The sequence below is a fragment of the Microbacterium sp. Root166 genome (assembly GCF_001427145.1).
Taxonomy (GTDB): Bacteria; Actinomycetota; Actinomycetes; order Actinomycetales; family Microbacteriaceae; genus Microbacterium.
On record NZ_LMGL01000002.1, the window covers coordinates 177,979 to 194,948 of the forward strand.

Annotated in this window: 14 protein-coding genes; 8 read left to right on the top strand and 6 right to left on the bottom strand. The window is 69.9% G+C overall.

Annotation, left to right across the window (positions count from 1 at the left end; translation table 11 throughout):
* Position 1: 1 nt before the first annotated feature.
* A complete protein-coding gene (locus ASD56_RS08625) occupies positions 2 to 2,053 on the bottom strand; it encodes a M3 family metallopeptidase (RefSeq protein ID WP_055964306.1) in 2,052 nt (683 codons plus the stop codon).
* A gap of 105 nt (positions 2,054 to 2,158) precedes the next feature.
* Between ASD56_RS08625 and ASD56_RS08630 the strand changes: the two genes are divergently transcribed.
* The 3 genes from ASD56_RS08630 to ASD56_RS08640 are packed head-to-tail and all read left to right on the top strand — an operon-like array spanning position 2,159 to position 4,343.
* Positions 2,159 to 2,797 carry an ArsR/SmtB family transcription factor gene (locus ASD56_RS08630; protein ID WP_327043464.1) on the top strand — a complete coding sequence of 213 codons (639 nt, stop codon included), beginning with the start codon at positions 2,159 to 2,161 and terminating at the stop codon, positions 2,795 to 2,797.
* Positions 2,794 to 3,003, top strand: coding sequence for a hypothetical protein (locus tag ASD56_RS08635; RefSeq protein ID WP_055964309.1), 210 nt, complete (start codon positions 2,794 to 2,796; stop codon positions 3,001 to 3,003). The genes ASD56_RS08630 and ASD56_RS08635 overlap by 4 nt, the downstream gene beginning before the upstream one ends.
* Complete coding sequence (locus tag ASD56_RS08640) at positions 3,000 to 4,343, top strand: MFS transporter (protein WP_082541389.1); 1,344 nt, start codon at positions 3,000 to 3,002, stop codon at positions 4,341 to 4,343. The genes ASD56_RS08635 and ASD56_RS08640 overlap by 4 nt, the downstream gene beginning before the upstream one ends.
* 10 nt (positions 4,344 to 4,353) lie before the next feature.
* Here ASD56_RS08640 and ASD56_RS08645 read toward each other — a convergent pair whose 3' ends face one another.
* Positions 4,354 to 4,602 (bottom strand): hypothetical protein, encoded by a 249-nt coding sequence (locus tag ASD56_RS08645; RefSeq protein ID WP_055964312.1) that lies wholly within the window; start codon positions 4,600 to 4,602, stop codon positions 4,354 to 4,356.
* Between the two features lies 1 nt (position 4,603).
* Positions 4,604 to 7,186 carry a valine--tRNA ligase gene (gene valS / locus ASD56_RS08650; protein WP_055964317.1) on the bottom strand — a complete coding sequence of 861 codons (2,583 nt, stop codon included), beginning with the start codon at positions 7,184 to 7,186 and terminating at the stop codon, positions 4,604 to 4,606.
* A gap of 276 nt (positions 7,187 to 7,462) precedes the next feature.
* Between valS and ASD56_RS08655 the strand changes: the two genes are divergently transcribed.
* On the top strand, positions 7,463 to 8,317 hold the full coding sequence (locus ASD56_RS08655; RefSeq protein ID WP_235565620.1) for a DUF559 domain-containing protein: 855 nt from the start codon (positions 7,463 to 7,465) through the stop codon (positions 8,315 to 8,317).
* A gap of 109 nt (positions 8,318 to 8,426) precedes the next feature.
* Here ASD56_RS08655 and ASD56_RS08660 read toward each other — a convergent pair whose 3' ends face one another.
* Together ASD56_RS08660 and ASD56_RS08665 are read right to left on the bottom strand one after the other, a co-directional pair.
* Positions 8,427 to 9,089 carry a hypothetical protein gene (locus ASD56_RS08660; RefSeq protein ID WP_055964321.1) on the bottom strand — a complete coding sequence of 221 codons (663 nt, stop codon included), beginning with the start codon at positions 9,087 to 9,089 and terminating at the stop codon, positions 8,427 to 8,429.
* A gap of 16 nt (positions 9,090 to 9,105) precedes the next feature.
* Entirely contained in the window at positions 9,106 to 10,443 is a 1,338-nt protein-coding gene (locus ASD56_RS08665; protein ID WP_235565622.1) for an MFS transporter, read from the bottom strand.
* A gap of 278 nt (positions 10,444 to 10,721) precedes the next feature.
* Here ASD56_RS08665 and ileS point away from each other — a divergent pair, with 278 nt between their 5' ends.
* From ileS to ndk, 4 genes are read left to right on the top strand one after another with little or no spacing between them, the layout of a single operon-like run.
* Positions 10,722 to 14,099, top strand: a complete 3,378-nt coding sequence (gene ileS, locus ASD56_RS08670; RefSeq protein ID WP_055964324.1) for an isoleucine--tRNA ligase — start codon at positions 10,722 to 10,724, stop codon at positions 14,097 to 14,099.
* Positions 14,096 to 15,454, top strand: a complete 1,359-nt coding sequence (locus ASD56_RS08675) for a bifunctional folylpolyglutamate synthase/dihydrofolate synthase (RefSeq protein ID WP_055964327.1) — start codon at positions 14,096 to 14,098, stop codon at positions 15,452 to 15,454. The genes ileS and ASD56_RS08675 overlap by 4 nt, the downstream gene beginning before the upstream one ends.
* Complete coding sequence (locus tag ASD56_RS08680) at positions 15,451 to 15,876, top strand: DUF4233 domain-containing protein (protein ID WP_327043466.1); 426 nt, start codon at positions 15,451 to 15,453, stop codon at positions 15,874 to 15,876. The genes ASD56_RS08675 and ASD56_RS08680 overlap by 4 nt, the downstream gene beginning before the upstream one ends.
* A gap of 1 nt (position 15,877) precedes the next feature.
* Positions 15,878 to 16,294 (top strand): nucleoside-diphosphate kinase, encoded by a 417-nt coding sequence (gene ndk, locus ASD56_RS08685; protein ID WP_055964334.1) that lies wholly within the window; start codon positions 15,878 to 15,880, stop codon positions 16,292 to 16,294.
* Between the two features lie 9 nt (positions 16,295 to 16,303).
* Here the strand turns inward: ndk and ASD56_RS08690 are convergent, their stop codons facing one another.
* Positions 16,304 to 16,906 (bottom strand): vitamin K epoxide reductase family protein, encoded by a 603-nt coding sequence (locus ASD56_RS08690; protein WP_055964339.1) that lies wholly within the window; start codon positions 16,904 to 16,906, stop codon positions 16,304 to 16,306.
* Positions 16,907 to 16,970: the final 64 nt, after the last annotated feature.

Below are 16,970 nucleotides of genomic sequence, written 5' to 3' on the forward strand. Positions count from 1 at the left end.
CTCAGTCGAGAAGGCCCCGGCGCTCGAGCAGGGGACGGATGTCGGCATCCCGCCCGCGGAAGTCGCGATAGGCCTCGAGTGGATCCTTCGAGCCGCCGACGCCGAGTAGACGATCGCGGAATCGGTCGCCGTTCGCGCGTGTGAGGCCGCCGTTCTCGCGGAACCACTCGACGGTGTCGGCGTCGAGCACCTCGCTCCAGATGTACGAGTAGTAGCCGGCGCTGTAGCCGCCCGAGAACACGTGCGCGAAGTACGTCGACGAGTACCGCGTCGGCACCGCCGGGTTGCCGAGGCCGATGCCCGCCAGAGCGGATGCCTCGAACTCGGCGACATCCCCGACGTCCGCTGCCTGGGCCTGCGTGAGCGAATGCCACGCCTGGTCCAGCCAGGAGGCGGCGAGGTACTCACTGGTCGCGAAGCCCTGGTTGAAGGCCTCGGAGGCGTGGAGCTTCTCGACGACGTCGGCGGGGAGCGGTTCGTCGGTGTCGACGTGGCGCGCATACGCGGCGAGGATCTCGGGCCAGTAGATCCACATCTCGTTGACCTGGCTGGGGAACTCCACGAAGTCGCGGAAGACGTTGGTGCCGGCGAAGTGGGGATACGTCACGGTCGCGAACAGTCCGTGCAGCGCGTGACCGAACTCGTGGAAGAGCGTGGTCACCTCGTCCAGCGTCAGGAGCGTGGGGCTGCCCGGAGCGGGCTTCGGGACGTTGAGGTTGTTGACCACGACGGGTCGCGTGCCGCGGAGCTCGGACTGCAGCACGATCGAGTTCATCCACGCGCCGCCGCGCTTGGTGTCGCGCGTGTACAGATCGAGGATGAACAGGCCGAGCTCGCTGCCGTCCTCGTTGTGCACCTCGAACACGCGTGCATCGGGGTGGTACGCGGGGATGTCCGGGCGCTCCGTGAACGAGAGGCCGTAGAGCTCCGTCGCAGCCCGGAAGACGCCGTCGTGCAGCACGCGCTCCGCCTCGAACCACGGCCGGAGCGCGCCGCGGTCGAGGTCGTACTCGGCGGCGCGCACCTTCTCGGTGTAGAACGCCCAGTCGTGCGCCTCGAGCGCGAACGGCCGAGGGGACTGGTCGATGATGGCCTGCAGGGCGTCCTGCTCGCGCTGCGCATTGCGGGCTGCCGGGACGGCCAGGCGGCGCAGCAGGTCGTGCACGGCCTCAGGGGATCCGGCCGTCTCATCCGAGGTGATGTACGCGGCGTGGCTGTCGTAACCGAGGATCGCCGCGCGCTCGGCGCGCAGCGCGACGATCTCGCGCAGCACGTCGCGGTTGTCGAACTCGTTGCCGCGCGAGCCTCGTGCCCGGGAGGCCTCGAGGATCCGCTGCCGGCTGGAGCGGTCGGTGAGGGATGAGAGATACGGATGCCCCGTGAACAGCGTGAGCGTGACGACCCAACGGCCTTCGAGGCCTCGATCGGCGGCGGCCTGCGCCGCTGCCGACAGCTCGCCCACTGTCAGGCCGTCGAGCTCGTCGATCGAGTCGAACACGACGGCGAGATCGTTCGTGTCGCCCAGCAGGTTCTTCTCGAACGTCGTGGTGAGCGTGGACAGCCGCTGGTTGATGGCTGTCAGCTTCGCCTTCGACGCATCGTCGAGCCCGGCGCCGGCGTGGGACATCTCACGGAAGTGGCGCTCGACGAGATACCGCTGCTCGGGCGTGAGGTCGAGGACGTCGAGCTGCTCGTGGATCGAGCGGATGCGCGCGTACAGGAACGCATCGAGCTGGATGGAGTCCTGGTGCGCCGACATGAGCGGAGCGAGTTCTTCGTCGATCGCCTGGATCTCGGGCGTCGCGTCAGCCGACGAGACGGTGTAGAAGGTGCGGGCGACGTCGCCGAGCAGTTTCCCGCTGGTCTCGAGCGGGACCAGCGTGTTCTCGAAGGTCGGTGCCGATCGCACGCGCGTGATGTTCGAGATCTCCGTGCTGTGCTCGGCGAAGGCGTGTGCGAACGCCGGCAGGTAGTGCTCGGGGCGAATCAGCGTGTAGTCGGGGAGGCCGTAGGCCAGGCGTGCGGAGTCGAGCAGGGGATTGTCGTTCGGCATGGAGTCAGCCTAGTCACGCGCCGGGTCGATGCCGCCATCTCTTTGCAAAAGGCTCGTTGCAAAGAAGTGCTTGCAAAGAAGTCTTTGCATCGCTATCGTGAAGGCATGACAACGAACGAGAACCCCGAAGAACAGGTTCCCGCCTCCGCGATGGACGAACGCCACGCGAAGGACCGGGTCCTCGACTCCGGGGCGCTACGTGCCCTCGCGCACCCGCTGCGAGTGAAGATCTACGACATCCTCAGCCAGTACGGCCCGCAGACGGCCAGCTCGCTCGCCGAGCTGCTGGGGGAGTCCAGCGGCTCGACCAGCTACCACCTGCGGGCGCTGGCGAAGCACGACCTCATCCGCGAGGCCGCCGATCGCGGCGTCGGACGCGAGCGCTGGTGGGAACGGCCCATCGGGGGCATCTCGTTCGCCAACCCCGATGCCATGTCGACGCCCGCCGGCCGCGCGGCGACGCAGGTCGTCATGAACGAGTTCCTGCGCGGCCGCAACGAGCAGCTTCTCGACTTCGTCAACCGCGGCATCCGCGGCGAAGACGAGGCCTGGGAGGACGGAACCCTCATCTCCACTGCCACGGCGCGGCTCACCCCCGCGCAGAGCAAGGATCTCGCGGCCAAGATCATTGCCCTGATCGACGAGGCCGTGGATGCATATCGACACCAAACCGGCGAGAACGTGCGACCCGTCACCATCCGGGCCGACGTGTTCCCGCTGCCCGACCTGGGAGAAAAGTCATGACCGCCATCACCGCCTCTCACTCGATCAGCGTCGTCACGCCCTTCGAGCGCACGCTCCTCAGCGCTTCAGCGCACCTCGACCGCTTCGTCGCCACTCGCCTCGAGCGCCGTGCGACGGCCGTTCCCCACATTCGCGCCCAGGTCGCCGCCGTCCAGGCGCGGACCGACGCGCAGGCACGGGGTGCGATCGGAATCCTGCCCCGATGACCACCGTGGAGGCCGCCACGAAGACCGGACGTTCCGGCCGTCCGAAGCGCACCCCTCTGGGGCGCGACTTCGGCAAGCTGTGGACCGCGGCGGCGTTCAGCAACCTCGCGGACGGACTGGGCCGGACGGCCGTCCCGCTGATCGCGACGACACTCACCCGTGACCCGCTTGCGATCTCGATGATCGGCGCACTGGCCTTCCTGCCCTGGCTGATCTTCGGCCTGCCCGCCGGCATGATCGTCGACCGTTTCGACCGCCGGTACATCATGGCGATCGCGAACGCCCTTCGCGGCGCGGTCGCTCTCTGGCTGGCCATCCTGACCGTCACGGGTTCGCTCGAGCTGTGGGCTCTTCTCGTCGGCACCCTGATCTTCGGCCTCGGCGAGACCCTGTTCGACAATGCGACGAACGCCGTGATCCCGGGCGTGGTGACGCGGCCGCAGCTCGATCGAGCCAACGGCCGCATGCAGGCCGCGCACATCACGATCGACATGTTCGTCGCCCAGCCCATCGCGGGCGTGCTCTTCGCGGTGTCGCTGGCACTGCCGCTCTGGGTCGGTTCCGCGGGCTACCTGGTCCCTATCGTGCTGGCACTGCTCCTTCCGATCTCGGCGGCCCGACCGCTCCGCGACCGCGAGCGCGTGGTCGATGCGGATGCGCCGTCCGTCGCCGCGGGCACTCCGGTCGCCGAACCGGTGCCGGCTGAGCAGTCCACCTCGAGCGTCTCCGCCCGCGTCGCGATCAGCTACCTGTGGGGCAACCACTACCTGCGGGCCATGGTGCTCTTCACGTCGCTGATCGGCAGCGCGCTCTCGTTCGCGCAGGCCGCGACGATCCTCTACTTCCTCGACGTGCAGGGGGTCACCCCGGCCGCGATCGGCTTCGTGACGGCCGGCATCGGCATCGGCGCCCTGCTCGGCTCCCTGTTCGCCTCACGCCTGGTCGAGCGCTTCGGACGGGGTTCGGTGATGCTCGCCGCCAACGTCGGCGCGGCCGTCGGCCTCTTCCTCACCGGTCTGGCTCCGAACGTCTACACCGCCAGCGCCGCCTACGCCCTGGCCGCGTGCTCGATCTCGGTGTGGAACGTCCCGTGGGGCGCGCTGCGCCAGCAGATCGTCCCGGCGGAGCTGTTCGGCCGCGTCCTGGGGATCATCCGGATGCTGACGTGGGGACTGTTCCCGATCGCCACGCTGCTGGGCGGCTGGGTCGCCCGAGCCGACCTGCGGCTGCCGTTCCTGGCGGCCGGCATCTTCATCGTCGTCGTGACGGGGATCGGCGCGCACCTGCTCATCGTGGGCACGCGCCGAGCGGGCGCCGAGGCACGCGTCGAGGCGGAGTGAGCTCGGCGCCTCAGCCGAACCCGTCCTCCGGATCGTTGCGGGCCACAGCCTTGCCCTCGGCGTCGAGCGAGACGATCACACCGGTGTCGAGCTCGGCGATCGGCTTGCCCTCGAGCCAGGTCAGCGTCCAGCGCGGGCGGGGCTGCCCGAGCTGATCCGCCGGGATCGTCTCGTCGACGGCGCGGATGCCGAGGCGCAGCGCGTCCGGAACGGCTTTGGGCGGTTCGTCACCGGAGGTCCAGCGGGTACCGAGCTGCATGTCAGGCCTCCTGGGGAGCGAGTTCGACGCTGTCGATGACGAGGTCCTCGCCGCCGCCGAGCAGCTCGAGGCGCTCGATGCGGCCGACGGCCTGCAGATCGCCTTCCGCGAGGCGAAGGCGCTCGATCGTCTGGTCGTCGGCCCGAAGCGTCATCGAGGTGACCACGGTCTTCTGCGAAGCCTTGGCCTCGGTCTTGGCCCGACGGATGCCGATGAGTGCGGCGCTGGCCGCCGAGAGCACGTGGGGGTCGCCCTCGATGCCGAGCGGCTCCGGCCACGGCGCGGTGTGCACCGAGCCGTCGTTGAACCATGACCAGGACTCCTCGGCCGCGAACGAGACCACCGGCGCGAACAGGCGCAGCAGCGCCGACAGCGCGGTGCGCAGCGCGAGCGCGGCGGATGCCTGCCCCACATCGGTCTGGTTGTACGCGCGCTCCTTGACGAGTTCGAGGTAGTCGTCGCAGAACGTCCAGAAGAACGACTCGGTCACTTCGAGCGCGCGCGCGTGGTCGAAGGACTCGAGCGCCTTCGTGGCGTCGCGCACGACGGCGTCGAGCGTGGCCAGCATCGAGGCGTCGAGCGCATGCGTGACCTGAGCGCCCTCGGGCACGGGGAAGGACAGCACGAACTTCGCCGCGTTGAGCACCTTGATGGCCAGGCGGCGGCCGATCTTGATCTGCGTCGGGTTCTGCGGGTCGAAGGCGGCGTCCGTGCCGAGGCGGCTCGACGCGGCCCAGTAGCGGACGGCGTCCGAGCCGTGCTGAGCGAGGATGTCGGCGGGAGTGACGACGTTGCCCTTGGACTTGGACATCTTCTTGCGATCGGGGTCCACGATGAAGCCGGAGATCGCGGCATCCGACCACGGTGCGCGCCCGTCTTCCAGGGCGCTGCGCAGCATCGTCGAGAACAGCCAGGTGCGGATGATGTCCTGGCCCTGAGGGCGCACGTCGAACGGGGCGACGAGGTTCCACAGCTCGGGGTCGCGCTCCCAGCCGCCGGCGAGCTGCGGCGTGAGCGACGAGGTCGCCCACGTGTCGAAGATGTCCTTCTCGCCGTCGAAGCCACCGGGCACGCCGCGCTGGTCCTCGGTGTAGCCCGCGGGTACGTCGGTCGTGGGGTCGACGGGCAGCGCGGCGAGGTCGGGCGTGAGCACACGCGAGTAGTCGCGGGTCCCGTTCTCGTCCAGCGCGTACCAGACCGGGATCGGCACGCCGAAGAACCGCTGGCGCGAGACGAGCCAGTCGCCGGTGAGGCCGTTCGTCCAGTTCTCGTAGCGCACGCGCATGAAGTCGGGGTGCCACGACACCTCGCGGCCGAGCGCGAGGAGCTTGTCGCGCAGCGCCTCGTCGCGGGCGCCGTTGCGGAGGTACCACTGGCGGGTCGACACGATCTCGAGCGGGCGGTCGCCCTTCTCGAAGAACTTGACCGCGTGCGTGAAGGGCTTGGGGTCGCCCTCCATCTCGCCGGACTCCTGGAGCAACTCGACGACGCGCTTCTTGGCGCTGAACACCGTCTTGCCTGCGAGCTCCGCGAACGCCGCCTTCGCGGCATCCGTCACGATCACGTCCGGCGCCTCGTCCATGACACGGCCGTCCTGCCCGAGGATCGTGCGGTTGGGCAGGTCGAGCTCGCGCCACCAGATGATGTCGGTGACGTCGCCGAACGTGCAGATCATGGCGATGCCCGAGCCCTTGTCCTGCTGGGCGAGCGGGTGGGCGAGCACCGGCACCTCGACGTCGAACAGCGGGGTGCGCACCGTCGTGCCGAACAGCGGCTGGTAGCGCTCGTCGTCCGGGTGCGCCACGAGAGCGACGCAGGCCGGAAGGAGCTCGGGGCGCGTCGTCTCGATGTGGACGTCGCCGGAGCCGTCGCTCTTGTGGAAGGCGACGCGGTGGTACGCGGCCGGCTGGTCGCGGTCCTCGAGCTCGGCCTGCGCGATGGCCGAGCGGAAGTCGATGTCCCAGAGCGTGGGGGCCATCGCCTGATAGGCCTCACCGCGCTCGAGGTTGCGCAGGAACGCCAGCTGGCTGGTGCGCATCGTGTCGTCCGAGATCGTGCGGTAGGTCTGGGTCCAGTCGACGCTCAGGCCCAGCGCGCGCCACAGCGCCTCGAAGTGCTTCTCGTCCTCGACGGTGAGCTTCTCGCACAGCTCGATGAAGTTGCGACGGCTGACCGGCACCTGGTCCGCCGCGCGGCTGCTCTTGTTGTCGCCGCCCTCGTACGGGGGCGTGAAGTCGGCGTCGTAGGGGAGCGTCGGGTCGCAGCGCACGCCGTAGTAGTTCTGGACGCGGCGCTCGGTGGGCAGGCCGTTGTCGTCCCAGCCCATGGGGTAGAAGACCGTCTTGCCGCGCATGCGCTCGAAGCGCACCTTGACGTCGGTGTGCGTGTAGCTGAAGACGTGCCCGATGTGCAGGCTGCCCGAGGCCGTCGGAGGGGGAGTGTCGATCGAGAAGATGCCGGCGCGGCCGACCTCGGCGGCGCGGACGCGGTCGAACAGGTACGTGCCCTGCTCGGTCCACGCGGCATCCCACTTGCTCTCGAGACCTTCGAGGGCGGGCTTGTCGGGAATCTGCGCGTCGGCCACGGGGTCTCCTAGATCGATATGTGCGGCACTGTGTGAGCGTGCCTGAGTGTGGATGCTCGATTCTACCCGCGCACCGTCAGGCGGGCCGAACCCGGAGCTTCGCGCGTTCGCCAGGGATCGCCACTTTGCAAGTCGTTTGCGCCGGATGCCGCTTGCGAAGTGGCGATCTCCTGCGAAGTGGCGCCGGCTCCTCCCCGCGGAGAGGTGCGCCCGCGCTTATCCACCGACCACTCGACGCGGAGACCGCTTCGGATGCCGAGGACCGAGGCTGTCTGCGTGTCGAACATCGCGAAACAGTCGCCGGCGCTGATCGGCATGCTGGCAGCCGTTCGCCGCGGCGGCGGCGTCGCGCGCGCCCGCACCCTGATCGACGCCGGTCACAGCCGCTACACCGTTCGCAGAGCCGTGGAGTCCGGTCAGCTGATCCACGTCCGGCGAGACTGGGTCGCGCTTCCCGAGGCGGATCACGAACTCGTCTGGGCGGTGAGAGCCGGGGTCGTCGTCAGCTGCGTGAGCCAGGCCAAGCGCCTCGGGCTCTGGGTGCTGCGGGTCGATCGCCCGCACGCGGCGGTCGTCGGGGCTCGCAGGGTGCGAGCCGGGAATGCGACGGTGCACTGGGCGGAGCCGGTCGTGCCGCGGCATCCGGATGTCGTCGTCGACCCGATCGAGAACGTCCTTGCTCTCGTGGCTTCGTGCCAGCCGTTCGAGATGGCGCTCGCGGTGTGGGAGTCGGCGCTCCGCGGCGGAATGGTCGCGCGTGCGTCACTGGAGCGACTGCCCCTCGGAGCCCAGGCGCGGCGGATTCTCGGTGTCGCGTCGCCGTGGTCGGACTCCGGCCTCGAGTCGTTCGTGGTTCCCCGGCTGAGGTGGATGCGACTTCCGATCGTCCCGCAGGCGTGGATCGCCGGGCACCGCGTGGACTTCCTGATCGGCGAGCGACTCGTGCTGCAGATCGACGGCGGGCACCATGTCGGTGCGCAGCGGGCGGCCGACATCGAGCACGATGCGCAGCTGATGCTGCTCGGGTATCACGTCATCCGGGTCGACTACCGGCAGGTCGTCGACCGCTGGCACATCGTGCAGGACACGATCATGCGGGCCGTGGCTCAGGGGCTCCACCTCGCCGGATGACCGCGGCGACCGCCACTTCGCAAGAGATCGCCAGTTCGCAAGACGTTTTCGCCGGACGCCGCTTGCGAAGTGGCGATCTCCTGCGAAGTGGCGGAGTAGAGCGCCCGGCTCAGTCCTGGACGTCGATGCCGTGGGATGCCGCGAGCGCGCGGGCCAGCTGCTCCACCTGCCACGGGCTCAGCGTCGCGCCGCGCAGCGCGCCGACGTTCAGGTAGGACGCGGCGTCGAGTCCGCGCAGATCGACGCTGTCGGCGCGCATGCCACCCGTGTCGACCTCGTCCGCGCGGGTGTTCTCGAACCGGACCCGCGTGAGCGTGGCCTGCGGCATGTCGAGGGTGACGATGGTGCAGTCGGCGACCAGCAGGTCCTCGACCTTGGCGCCGCCGAGCGAGAGGTAGTCGATGCGGACTCCGCGCAGCTCCACCTCGTCGATCCCGGCCGTCGCGAGGTCGAGAGTGCCGATGCGGCCTCCCGTGATCCGCACGCGCCGCAGGCGCGCGTCACGGGCGACGACGGTCGTCGCGCGCAGCTCCTCGATCGAGACATCGACGAGCGTCGCGCCGGTGAGATCGAGGCGGTCGACGGATGCCGCGGCCACCGTGCACTCGGTGAGTGCGGCGTGCGCGGCATCCGTCACCGCATCGAGGTCCGTGATGCGCAGCTGGAAGTGATCGCCTCGGGCTGTGAGGCCCGGCGACTGATCCAGGCGCGGCGGGAGGTCGGGCGCTCCGATACGCGGCGGCTGCGGATGCACATCGGAGCGTCGGGCCATGGAACGACCGTACCGATCAGGCGGGGGCGACCTGCTCTTCGCGCTCGGCGGCTCCCGTGAACTCCGGCTCGATCGGCCGGCGCGAAGCCGCCCAGGCCGACACCAGGGTGACCGCCGACAGGATCGCCAGCACGACGCCGGGGTGCCACCACGCGTTGCCGGTCGCGACGCCCAGCTCGAACGTCAGGTACGGCACGAACCCGCTGATGGTCGCCGCGAGCGCGTACGCGAACGACAGCGCCGAGTAGCGGAAGTGGTCGGGGAACAGATCGTTCATGAGGCCGCCCAGCGCCGCCCACGCCATCGTCGGCAGGATGCCGCCGACGATCATGGTGCCGACGAGGATCGGGAAGGTCGCGAACTGCAGCAGCCAGTACATCGGGAACGCGATCAGCAGCGTGCCGATGGCGCCCCACAGCACGACCCGGGCGGAGCCGATCCGGTTGGCGAGGGCGCCGAACAGCGGGATCGTGACGAGCTGGACCAGGCCGCCGATCGTGGTGGCGATCAGCAGAGCGTCGAACGTGAAGCCGAGCTCGGTCACGCCGTAGTTGATCGTGTAGGTGTTCATCAGCGAGTAGGACCCGATGCCGAGGAGGGCCGCGCCGATCGCGATCGCCATGGCCGCCGGGCGCTGCGCGAACATGGTCACGAACGGCAGCCGATCGCGACGTCCCTCGGTCACCACGCCGCGGAACACGGGGGTCTCGGTGATCGACCAGCGCAGGTAGAGCGAGACGAGCAGCAGCGGGAACGCGAGCAGGAACGGAATGCGCCAGCCCCACTCGACCATCTGCTCGGTCGGCAGCGACAGGGTCAGGACGATGAAGACGACAGCCGAGAGGATCGAGCCGACGGGGGAGCCGAGCTGGGGGATCGCGGCGTAGAACGCGCGCTTGACCCGGCCGGAGTGCTCCGTAGCGATGAGGATCGAGCCGCCCCACTCGCCGCCGAGCGAGAGGCCCTGCGCGATGCGCAGGATGATCAGGAACACGGCGCCGAACCAGCCGGCCTGCGCATAGGTCGGGAGCACGCCGATGAGCCCTGTGGCCACGCCCATGATGCCGATCGTCCACAGCAGGGTGGCGCGGCGGCCCAGGCGGTCGCCCATGTAGCCGAACAGGATCGCGCCGATCGGGCGGATCACGAACGCGAGGGCGATCGTCAGGAAGGCTGCGGCGGTGGCGCCGACCTCGCCCAGCGGCTCGAAGAAGAGCGGGCCGACGAAGAACGCCGAGAAGTAGGCGAAGAGGTAGAAGTCGAAGGATTCGAGCGAGGTGCCGACCATCGAAGCCCACGCGACGCGGCGGGTGGGGCTCGAGGTGGCGTCGGGGGTGAAATCAGTGGTGGTCACGGGCGTCAATCCTGGCATGAGTCCATCAAACCGCGGCACCCCCGTCCGCATTCCCCTTGCGCCGCCACGGTAGACTGGGCTCACCAGCACCGATCCGGCCATCACCGGGGAGCTCTCGGAAGAACAGGACCCCGGTCCTCAGTAGAACCGAGCGGGTCAGGCCCGTCACAGCCGCTGAAGAGAGGCCATCTCCCCACCCCGGGAGAACGGCAAGCGGGGTGGTACCGCGGCTCGGTGGAGTCGTCCTCGCAGGAAGCATCGCAACCTGCTGGAGTGACATGACCTACCCCAAGTCCTCGTTCGGACCCGCCGCCGATTCCGTCGTGCCCAGCCCGCGCTTCCCCGACATCGAGCGCGACACGCTCGCGTTCTGGAAGGACGACGACACCTTCCGCGCGTCGATCGCGCAGCGCGACGGCGCCGACGAGTGGGTCTTCTACGACGGACCCCCGTTCGCGAACGGGCTTCCGCACTACGGGCATCTGCTCACCGGGTACGCGAAGGACCTCTTCCCGCGCTTCCAGACCATGCGCGGCAAGCGCGTGGACCGCGTCTTCGGCTGGGACACCCACGGCCTGCCCGCCGAGCTCGAGGCGATGAAGCAGCTCGGCATCACCGAGAAGACCCAGATCGAGGAGATGGGGGTCGCGGCCTTCAATGCCAAGGCGCGCGAGTCGGTGCTGGCCTATACCCGTGAGTGGGAGGACTACGTCACGCGCCAGGCCCGCTGGGTCGACTTCGAGCGCGGGTACAAGACCCTCGACACCTCCTACATGGAATCCGTGCTCTGGGCGTTCCAGACGCTTCACGAGAAGGGCCTCGCCTACGAGGGCCACCGCGTGCTGCCGTACTGCTGGCGCGACGAGACGCCGCTGTCCAGCCACGAGCTGCGCATGGACGACGACGTCTACAAGATGCGCCAGGACCCGTCGGTCACGGTGACCTTCCCGCTCGTCGGTGCCAAGGCCGAGTCGCTCGGCCTCACGGGCGTGCGCGCCCTGGCCTGGACGACGACGCCCTGGACCCTCCCGACCAACCTCGCGCTCGCCGTGGGACCGGACATCCGCTACGTCGTCGTGCCCGGCGGGCCGGCCGGCGCCGCCGACGTGCACCACACGCCCGACGGCCGGGCGGACGATCCCGCCGAGGCCTTCGCGCACCGCTACCTGCTGGCCGAGGAGCTGCTCGCCGGCTACGCCAAGGATCTCGGCTACGAGTCGGCCGAGGCCGCGCGCGAGGCCGTCGTCCACACGGTCGTCGGCTCGGAGCTGCAGGACGTGTCGTACGACCGCCTGTTCGACTACTACGCGGATGCCGAGACCTGGGGCACAGGCCGCGCCTGGCGCATCCTCGTCGACGACTACGTCACCACGGGCGACGGCACCGGGATCGTCCACCAGGCCCCGGCCTACGGCGAGGACGACCAGCGGGTGACCGAGGCCGCCGGCATCCCGCTCATCATGAGCCTGGACGACGGCGGGCGCTTCCTGCCGCAGGTGACCGACGTCGCCGGCGAGCTGTGGATGGACGCCAACACACCGCTCGTCCGGCTGCTGCGCCAGCAGGGGCGCCTGCTGCGCCTCGCGAGCTACGAGCACTCGTACCCGCACTGCTGGCGGTGCCGGAACCCCCTGATCTACAAGGCAGTCTCGAGCTGGTTCGTCCGGGTCACCGACATCAAGGACCGGCTCCTCGCGGGCAACGAGCAGATCACCTGGGTGCCCGAGAACGTGCAGCACGGCCAGTTCGGCAAGTGGCTCGAGGGCGCGCGCGACTGGTCGATCAGCCGCAACCGCTACTGGGGCACGCCGATCCCGGTGTGGAAGAGCGATGACCCCGAGTACCCGCGCGTGGACGTGTACGGCTCGCTCGAGCAGATCGAGCGCGACTTCGGTCGCCTGCCCCGCAACACCGAGGGCGAGGTCGATCTGCACCGGCCGTACATCGACGACCTGACGCGCCCGAACCCGGATGACCCGACGGGGCGCAGCACCATGCGCCGCATCGAGGACGTCCTCGACGTGTGGTTCGACTCCGCATCGATGCCGTACGCCCAGGTGCACTACCCGTTCGAGAACCACGACTGGTTCGACGCGCACTCGCCCGCGGACTTCATCGTCGAGTACATCGGGCAGACCCGCGGCTGGTTCTACGTCATGCACGTGCTCTCGACCGCGCTGTTCGATCGTCCCGCGTTCACGGGCGTCTCCTGCCACGGCATCGTGCTGGGCAGCGACGGGCAGAAGATGTCGAAGTCGCTGCGCAACTACCCCGACGTCAGCGAGGTCTTCGACCGCGACGGCTCCGACGCCATGCGCTGGTTCCTCATGGCGAGCTCGGTGCTGCGCGGTGGCAACCTCGTCGTGACCGAGGAGGGGATCCGCGCCGGGGTCCGGGAGTTCATGCTGCCGCTGTGGAGCACGTGGTACTTCTTCGCGACCTACGCCAATGCCGCCGGCGCCGCGAACGCCGCCGATCCCGAGGCGGGGTACGAGGCATCCTGGCGCACCGACTCCACGGACGTCCTGGACCGCTACATCCTCGCGCTCACGGGTGACCTCGTGCGCGATGTCGCGGCCGACCTCGAGGGGCTCGACTCGACGATGGCGGCCGCCAAGCTGCGCGACTTCGCCGAGGCGCTCACGAACTGGTACATCCGGCGCTCGCGCGACCGGTTCTGGGTCGGCGTGGTCCCGGGCGACGAGAGCACGAAGCAGGCCTTCGACACGCTGTACACCGTGCTCGAGACGCTGACCCGCGTCGCCGCCCCGCTCATCCCGCTCGTATCGGAGCGCGTGTGGCAGGGCCTCACCGGCGGACGCAGCGTGCACCTGCAGGACTGGCCCGACGCCTCGGCCTTCCCCGCCGCCGACGACATCCGCTCGGCGATGGACGCCGTCCGCCACGTCTCGAGCGTCGCCAACGCGCTGCGCAAGAAGGAGGGCAAGCGCGTGCGCCTGCCGCTCGCGAAGCTGACGGTCGTCACGACGGATGCCGCGTCCCTCGGCCAGTTCGACGGGATCCTGCGCGATGAGCTCAACGTCAAGACGGTCGAGCTGGTCGAGCTCGACGCCGACGTCGCCGAGCGCTACGGCATCAGCAAGCGCCTGTCGGTCAACGCCCGCGCCGCGGGTCCGCGCCTCGGCAAGCAGGTGCAGCACGTCATCGCCGGTGCCCGCGCCGGCCTCTGGGAAGAGGTCGACGGCGCGATCGTGGTCGACGGCGTCGCCCTGCAGGAGGGCGAGTACGAGCTCACCCTCGAGGCCGGCGGCGTGGCAGAGGGAACGGCCATCGCCCTCCTGTCAGGCGGCGGCTTCGTGCTGCTCGACACCGCGACCACTCCGGAGCTCGAGGCCGAGGGTCTGGCGCGCGATGTCATCCGCGCCGTGCAGGACACCCGCAAGGCTGCCGGCTTCGATGTCAGCGACCGCATCCGGCTCGGGCTCTCGTTCGCGGATGCCGAGGACGGCGAGGCCGTGTCCGCCGCGTTCGACGCCGCGGACATCGCCGGCGAGACCCTGGCCGTCGAGCACGCTCTCGCGGTCGGCGCACCGGGCGGCGACGGCGCCGACCACTCGGCGGACTTCGCGGCGGGAACGTTCGCGAACCGCGGTGCGTTCACCGTCTCCGTGACGAAGATCGGGGCATCCGCATGACCGCCAGGGATGAGGCCCGCGCCGACGCCGTGTACGCGGCGCTGCTGGAGCGCCAGGGCGAGCGCTGGGTGCAGCCGCGCGTGGAGCGCACCCGCCGGGTACTGGAACTGCTCGACGATCCGCAGAAGACCTACCGCGTGGTCCACGTGACCGGCACGAACGGCAAGACCTCGACCAGCCGCATGATCGAGAGCCTGGTCCGCGCACACGGGCTGCGGACCGGCCTGTTCACGAGCCCGCACCTGAAGCGGTTCACCGAGCGGATCATGGTCGACGGCGAGCCGATCGACGACGCCGCGATCGCCGACGCGTGGGACGAGATCGAGCCGTTCGTCGGCCTGGTCGACGCCGAGCTGACCGCGGCCGGCGACGCACCGCTCACGTTCTTCGAGCTGCTGACGGTCCTCGCGTTCGTCGCGTTCGCCGATGCCCCCATCGACGTCCTCGTGCTCGAGGTGGGCATGGGCGGCTCGTGGGACTCCACGAACACCGCCGACGGCGACGTGGCGGTCTTCACGCCCATCGACATCGATCACGCCGATCGGCTGGGTGAGACCATCGCCGAGATCGCCACCGTGAAGGCGGGGATCATCAAGGACGGCGCGGCGGTGGTGTCGGCACGACAGGATGCCGCGGCCGAGGCCGCCCTCCGCGACGCCGCCCGCGCGCAGAGCGCCACGATCGCGTTCGAGGGGCAGGACTTCGGTCTCTCCGAGCAGCGACTGGCCGTCGGTGGCCAGCAGATCGCGGTGCGCGGACTCGCCGGCACGTACGACGACGAGTACCTGCCGCTCTACGGCGGTCACCAGGGCTTCAATGCCGCTCTCGCGATCGCCGCCGTCGAGGCACTGATCGGGGGAGCATCCCAGCCCATCGCGGGCGACATCCTGACCGAGGGCCTCGCCCAGGCCACGGCGCCCGGGCGCCTCCAGCTGGTCGGCATCGCACCCACCGTGCTCGTCGACGCGGCACACAACCCGCACGGCGCCAAGGCGCTGGTCGCCGCGCTCCAGGAGTCGTTCACCTTCGACGAATGGGGCGTGGTGTTCGGGGTCTTCGCCGACAAGGACGCCGCGGGCATCGTCGCGGCGCTCGCACCGGTCGCGACGCACGTGTTCGCGACCGCACCGGCATCCGATCGCGCCGAGGAGGCCGACCGCATCGCCGACCTCGCGGAGGCGAACGGCCTGCAGGTCACGGTGCACGACGATCTCGCTCAGGCCGCCGAGGCGGCACGGGCGTGGGCCGCGGCATCCGAAAGCCGTGCCGTGGTCGTCGCCGGCTCGGTCGTCCTGGCGGGCCAGGCGCTCGCGCTGGCCGAGGCCGAGGACTGGAAGAGCGGGTGGGACGCGTGACCGGCACCGCAGCACCGGCTCCGCAGCCGCGGCGTGCCCGCGGCGCCGCCGAGTCGCTCGCCTCGATCGTGCTCGCGTTCGAGTCGATCATCGCGTTCCTCGGCGGTCTCGTGATCTACGGCCTGAAGGCCCTTCCCGAGCCCATCGAGCCGTGGTGGGGGATCGTCGCCGGCTCGGTGGTGGCCGTCCTCATGATCCTGACCGGCCGGTTCGTGCGGTACCCCTGGGGCATCGCCCTCGGCTGGGCGCTGCAGGTCGTCGTGGCGCTGGGCGCGATCTTCGTGCCGGCCTTCGCGCTCGTCGCGCTCATTTTCGGCGGCATGTACGGGTATGCGACGATCAAGGGAGCCCAGCTCGACCGGCGCAATGCCCAGCTCGCGGCGAACACCCCTGACGAAGCCTCAACGGCGAACGGAGACTGACATGTCCACCGAAGAGACCCTCATCCTGGTCAAGCCCGACGGCGTGGCGCGCGGCCTGACCGGCGCGATCCTCGCCCGCATCGAGGCGAAGGGCTACTCGCTCGTCGACATCCGCCTCGTCGAGCCCGACCGCGGCACGCTCGAGCGGCACTACGCCGAGCACGAGGGCAAGCCGTTCTACGAGCCGCTCCTCGAGTTCATGATGTCCGGCCCCTCGGTCGCCATCCGCCTCGCGGGCAACCGCGTCATCGAGGGCTTCCGCTCGCTGGCCGGCACGACCGACCCGACCACGGCCGCCCCCGGGACCATCCGCGGCGACTTCGGCCGCGACTGGGGCCTCAAGGTGCAGCAGAACCTCGTCCACGGCTCCGACAGCCCCGAGTCCGCCGCGCGCGAACTCGCGATCTGGTTCGCCTGACCGCAGCGGTCAGAACAGGCTGCCGAGCACGTTCAGGCGTGCCTGCGCCAGGACGGCGATGAGCGCGTAGCTCAGCACGGCCAGCAGGGGCACCCAGCCCATCAGCGTGTCGGCCGTCCGCCGGACTTGTGCGGGCGCCGGCAGGATGCCGCTGCGGAGGATGTGCAGCGTGACGGCGTAGAAGGTGGGGATGGTGACGATCCAGGTCACCATGCACCACGGGCAGAGCGTTCCCAGCACGTAGATGCTCTGCACGATCAGCCACGCGACGAAGAGGAACGCGAAGAGCAGGCCCGCGTCGAATGCGAGCCAGAACCAGCGTGCGAACCGCGCGCCGGCGAGGATCGCCGCACCGACGACGACGGGCGCGACCCAGCCGGTGAGGCCGAGGATCGGGTTGGGGAAGCCGAAGACGCTGCCCTGCCAGGAGTCGAGGTTCGCGGTGCACTGGACCAGCACGCTGAAGTCGCACGACGCGATCGCATCGGGGTCGGCGAGAAGGTGGAACTTCTCCACGGTGAGCTGGAACGCCGCCCACCACCCGACGGCTCCTGCGACGATCAGCCAGACCGCCAGGGCGGTGGGGCGGGTGTGCGTCTGCGCCTGGGCCATGCGTCGGATTATGGCATCGGCGACTGGGCGGCGGCCCCGTGCGACCCGCCCGGGAAACTCCCGG

Excerpts from the sequence above, each read along its gene's own strand:
- ASD56_RS08630 (WP_327043464.1), top strand. The coding sequence starts at position 2,159 with ATGACAACGAACGAGAACCCCGAAGAACAGGTTCCCGCCTCCGCGATG.
- ASD56_RS08690 (WP_055964339.1), bottom strand. The coding sequence starts at position 16,906 with ATGGCCCAGGCGCAGACGCACACCCGCCCCACCGCCCTGGCGGTCTGG.
- ndk (WP_055964334.1), top strand. The coding sequence starts at position 15,878 with ATGTCCACCGAAGAGACCCTCATCCTGGTCAAGCCCGACGGCGTGGCG.
- ASD56_RS08645 (WP_055964312.1), bottom strand. The coding sequence starts at position 4,602 with ATGCAGCTCGGTACCCGCTGGACCTCCGGTGACGAACCGCCCAAAGCC.
- ASD56_RS08625 (WP_055964306.1), bottom strand. The coding sequence starts at position 2,053 with ATGCCGAACGACAATCCCCTGCTCGACTCCGCACGCCTGGCCTACGGC.
- ASD56_RS08635 (WP_055964309.1), top strand. The coding sequence starts at position 2,794 with ATGACCGCCATCACCGCCTCTCACTCGATCAGCGTCGTCACGCCCTTC.
- ASD56_RS08660 (WP_055964321.1), bottom strand. The coding sequence starts at position 9,089 with ATGGCCCGACGCTCCGATGTGCATCCGCAGCCGCCGCGTATCGGAGCG.
- ASD56_RS08675 (WP_055964327.1), top strand. The coding sequence starts at position 14,096 with ATGACCGCCAGGGATGAGGCCCGCGCCGACGCCGTGTACGCGGCGCTG.
- ASD56_RS08640 (WP_082541389.1), top strand. The coding sequence starts at position 3,000 with ATGACCACCGTGGAGGCCGCCACGAAGACCGGACGTTCCGGCCGTCCG.
- ileS (WP_055964324.1), top strand. The coding sequence starts at position 10,722 with ATGACCTACCCCAAGTCCTCGTTCGGACCCGCCGCCGATTCCGTCGTG.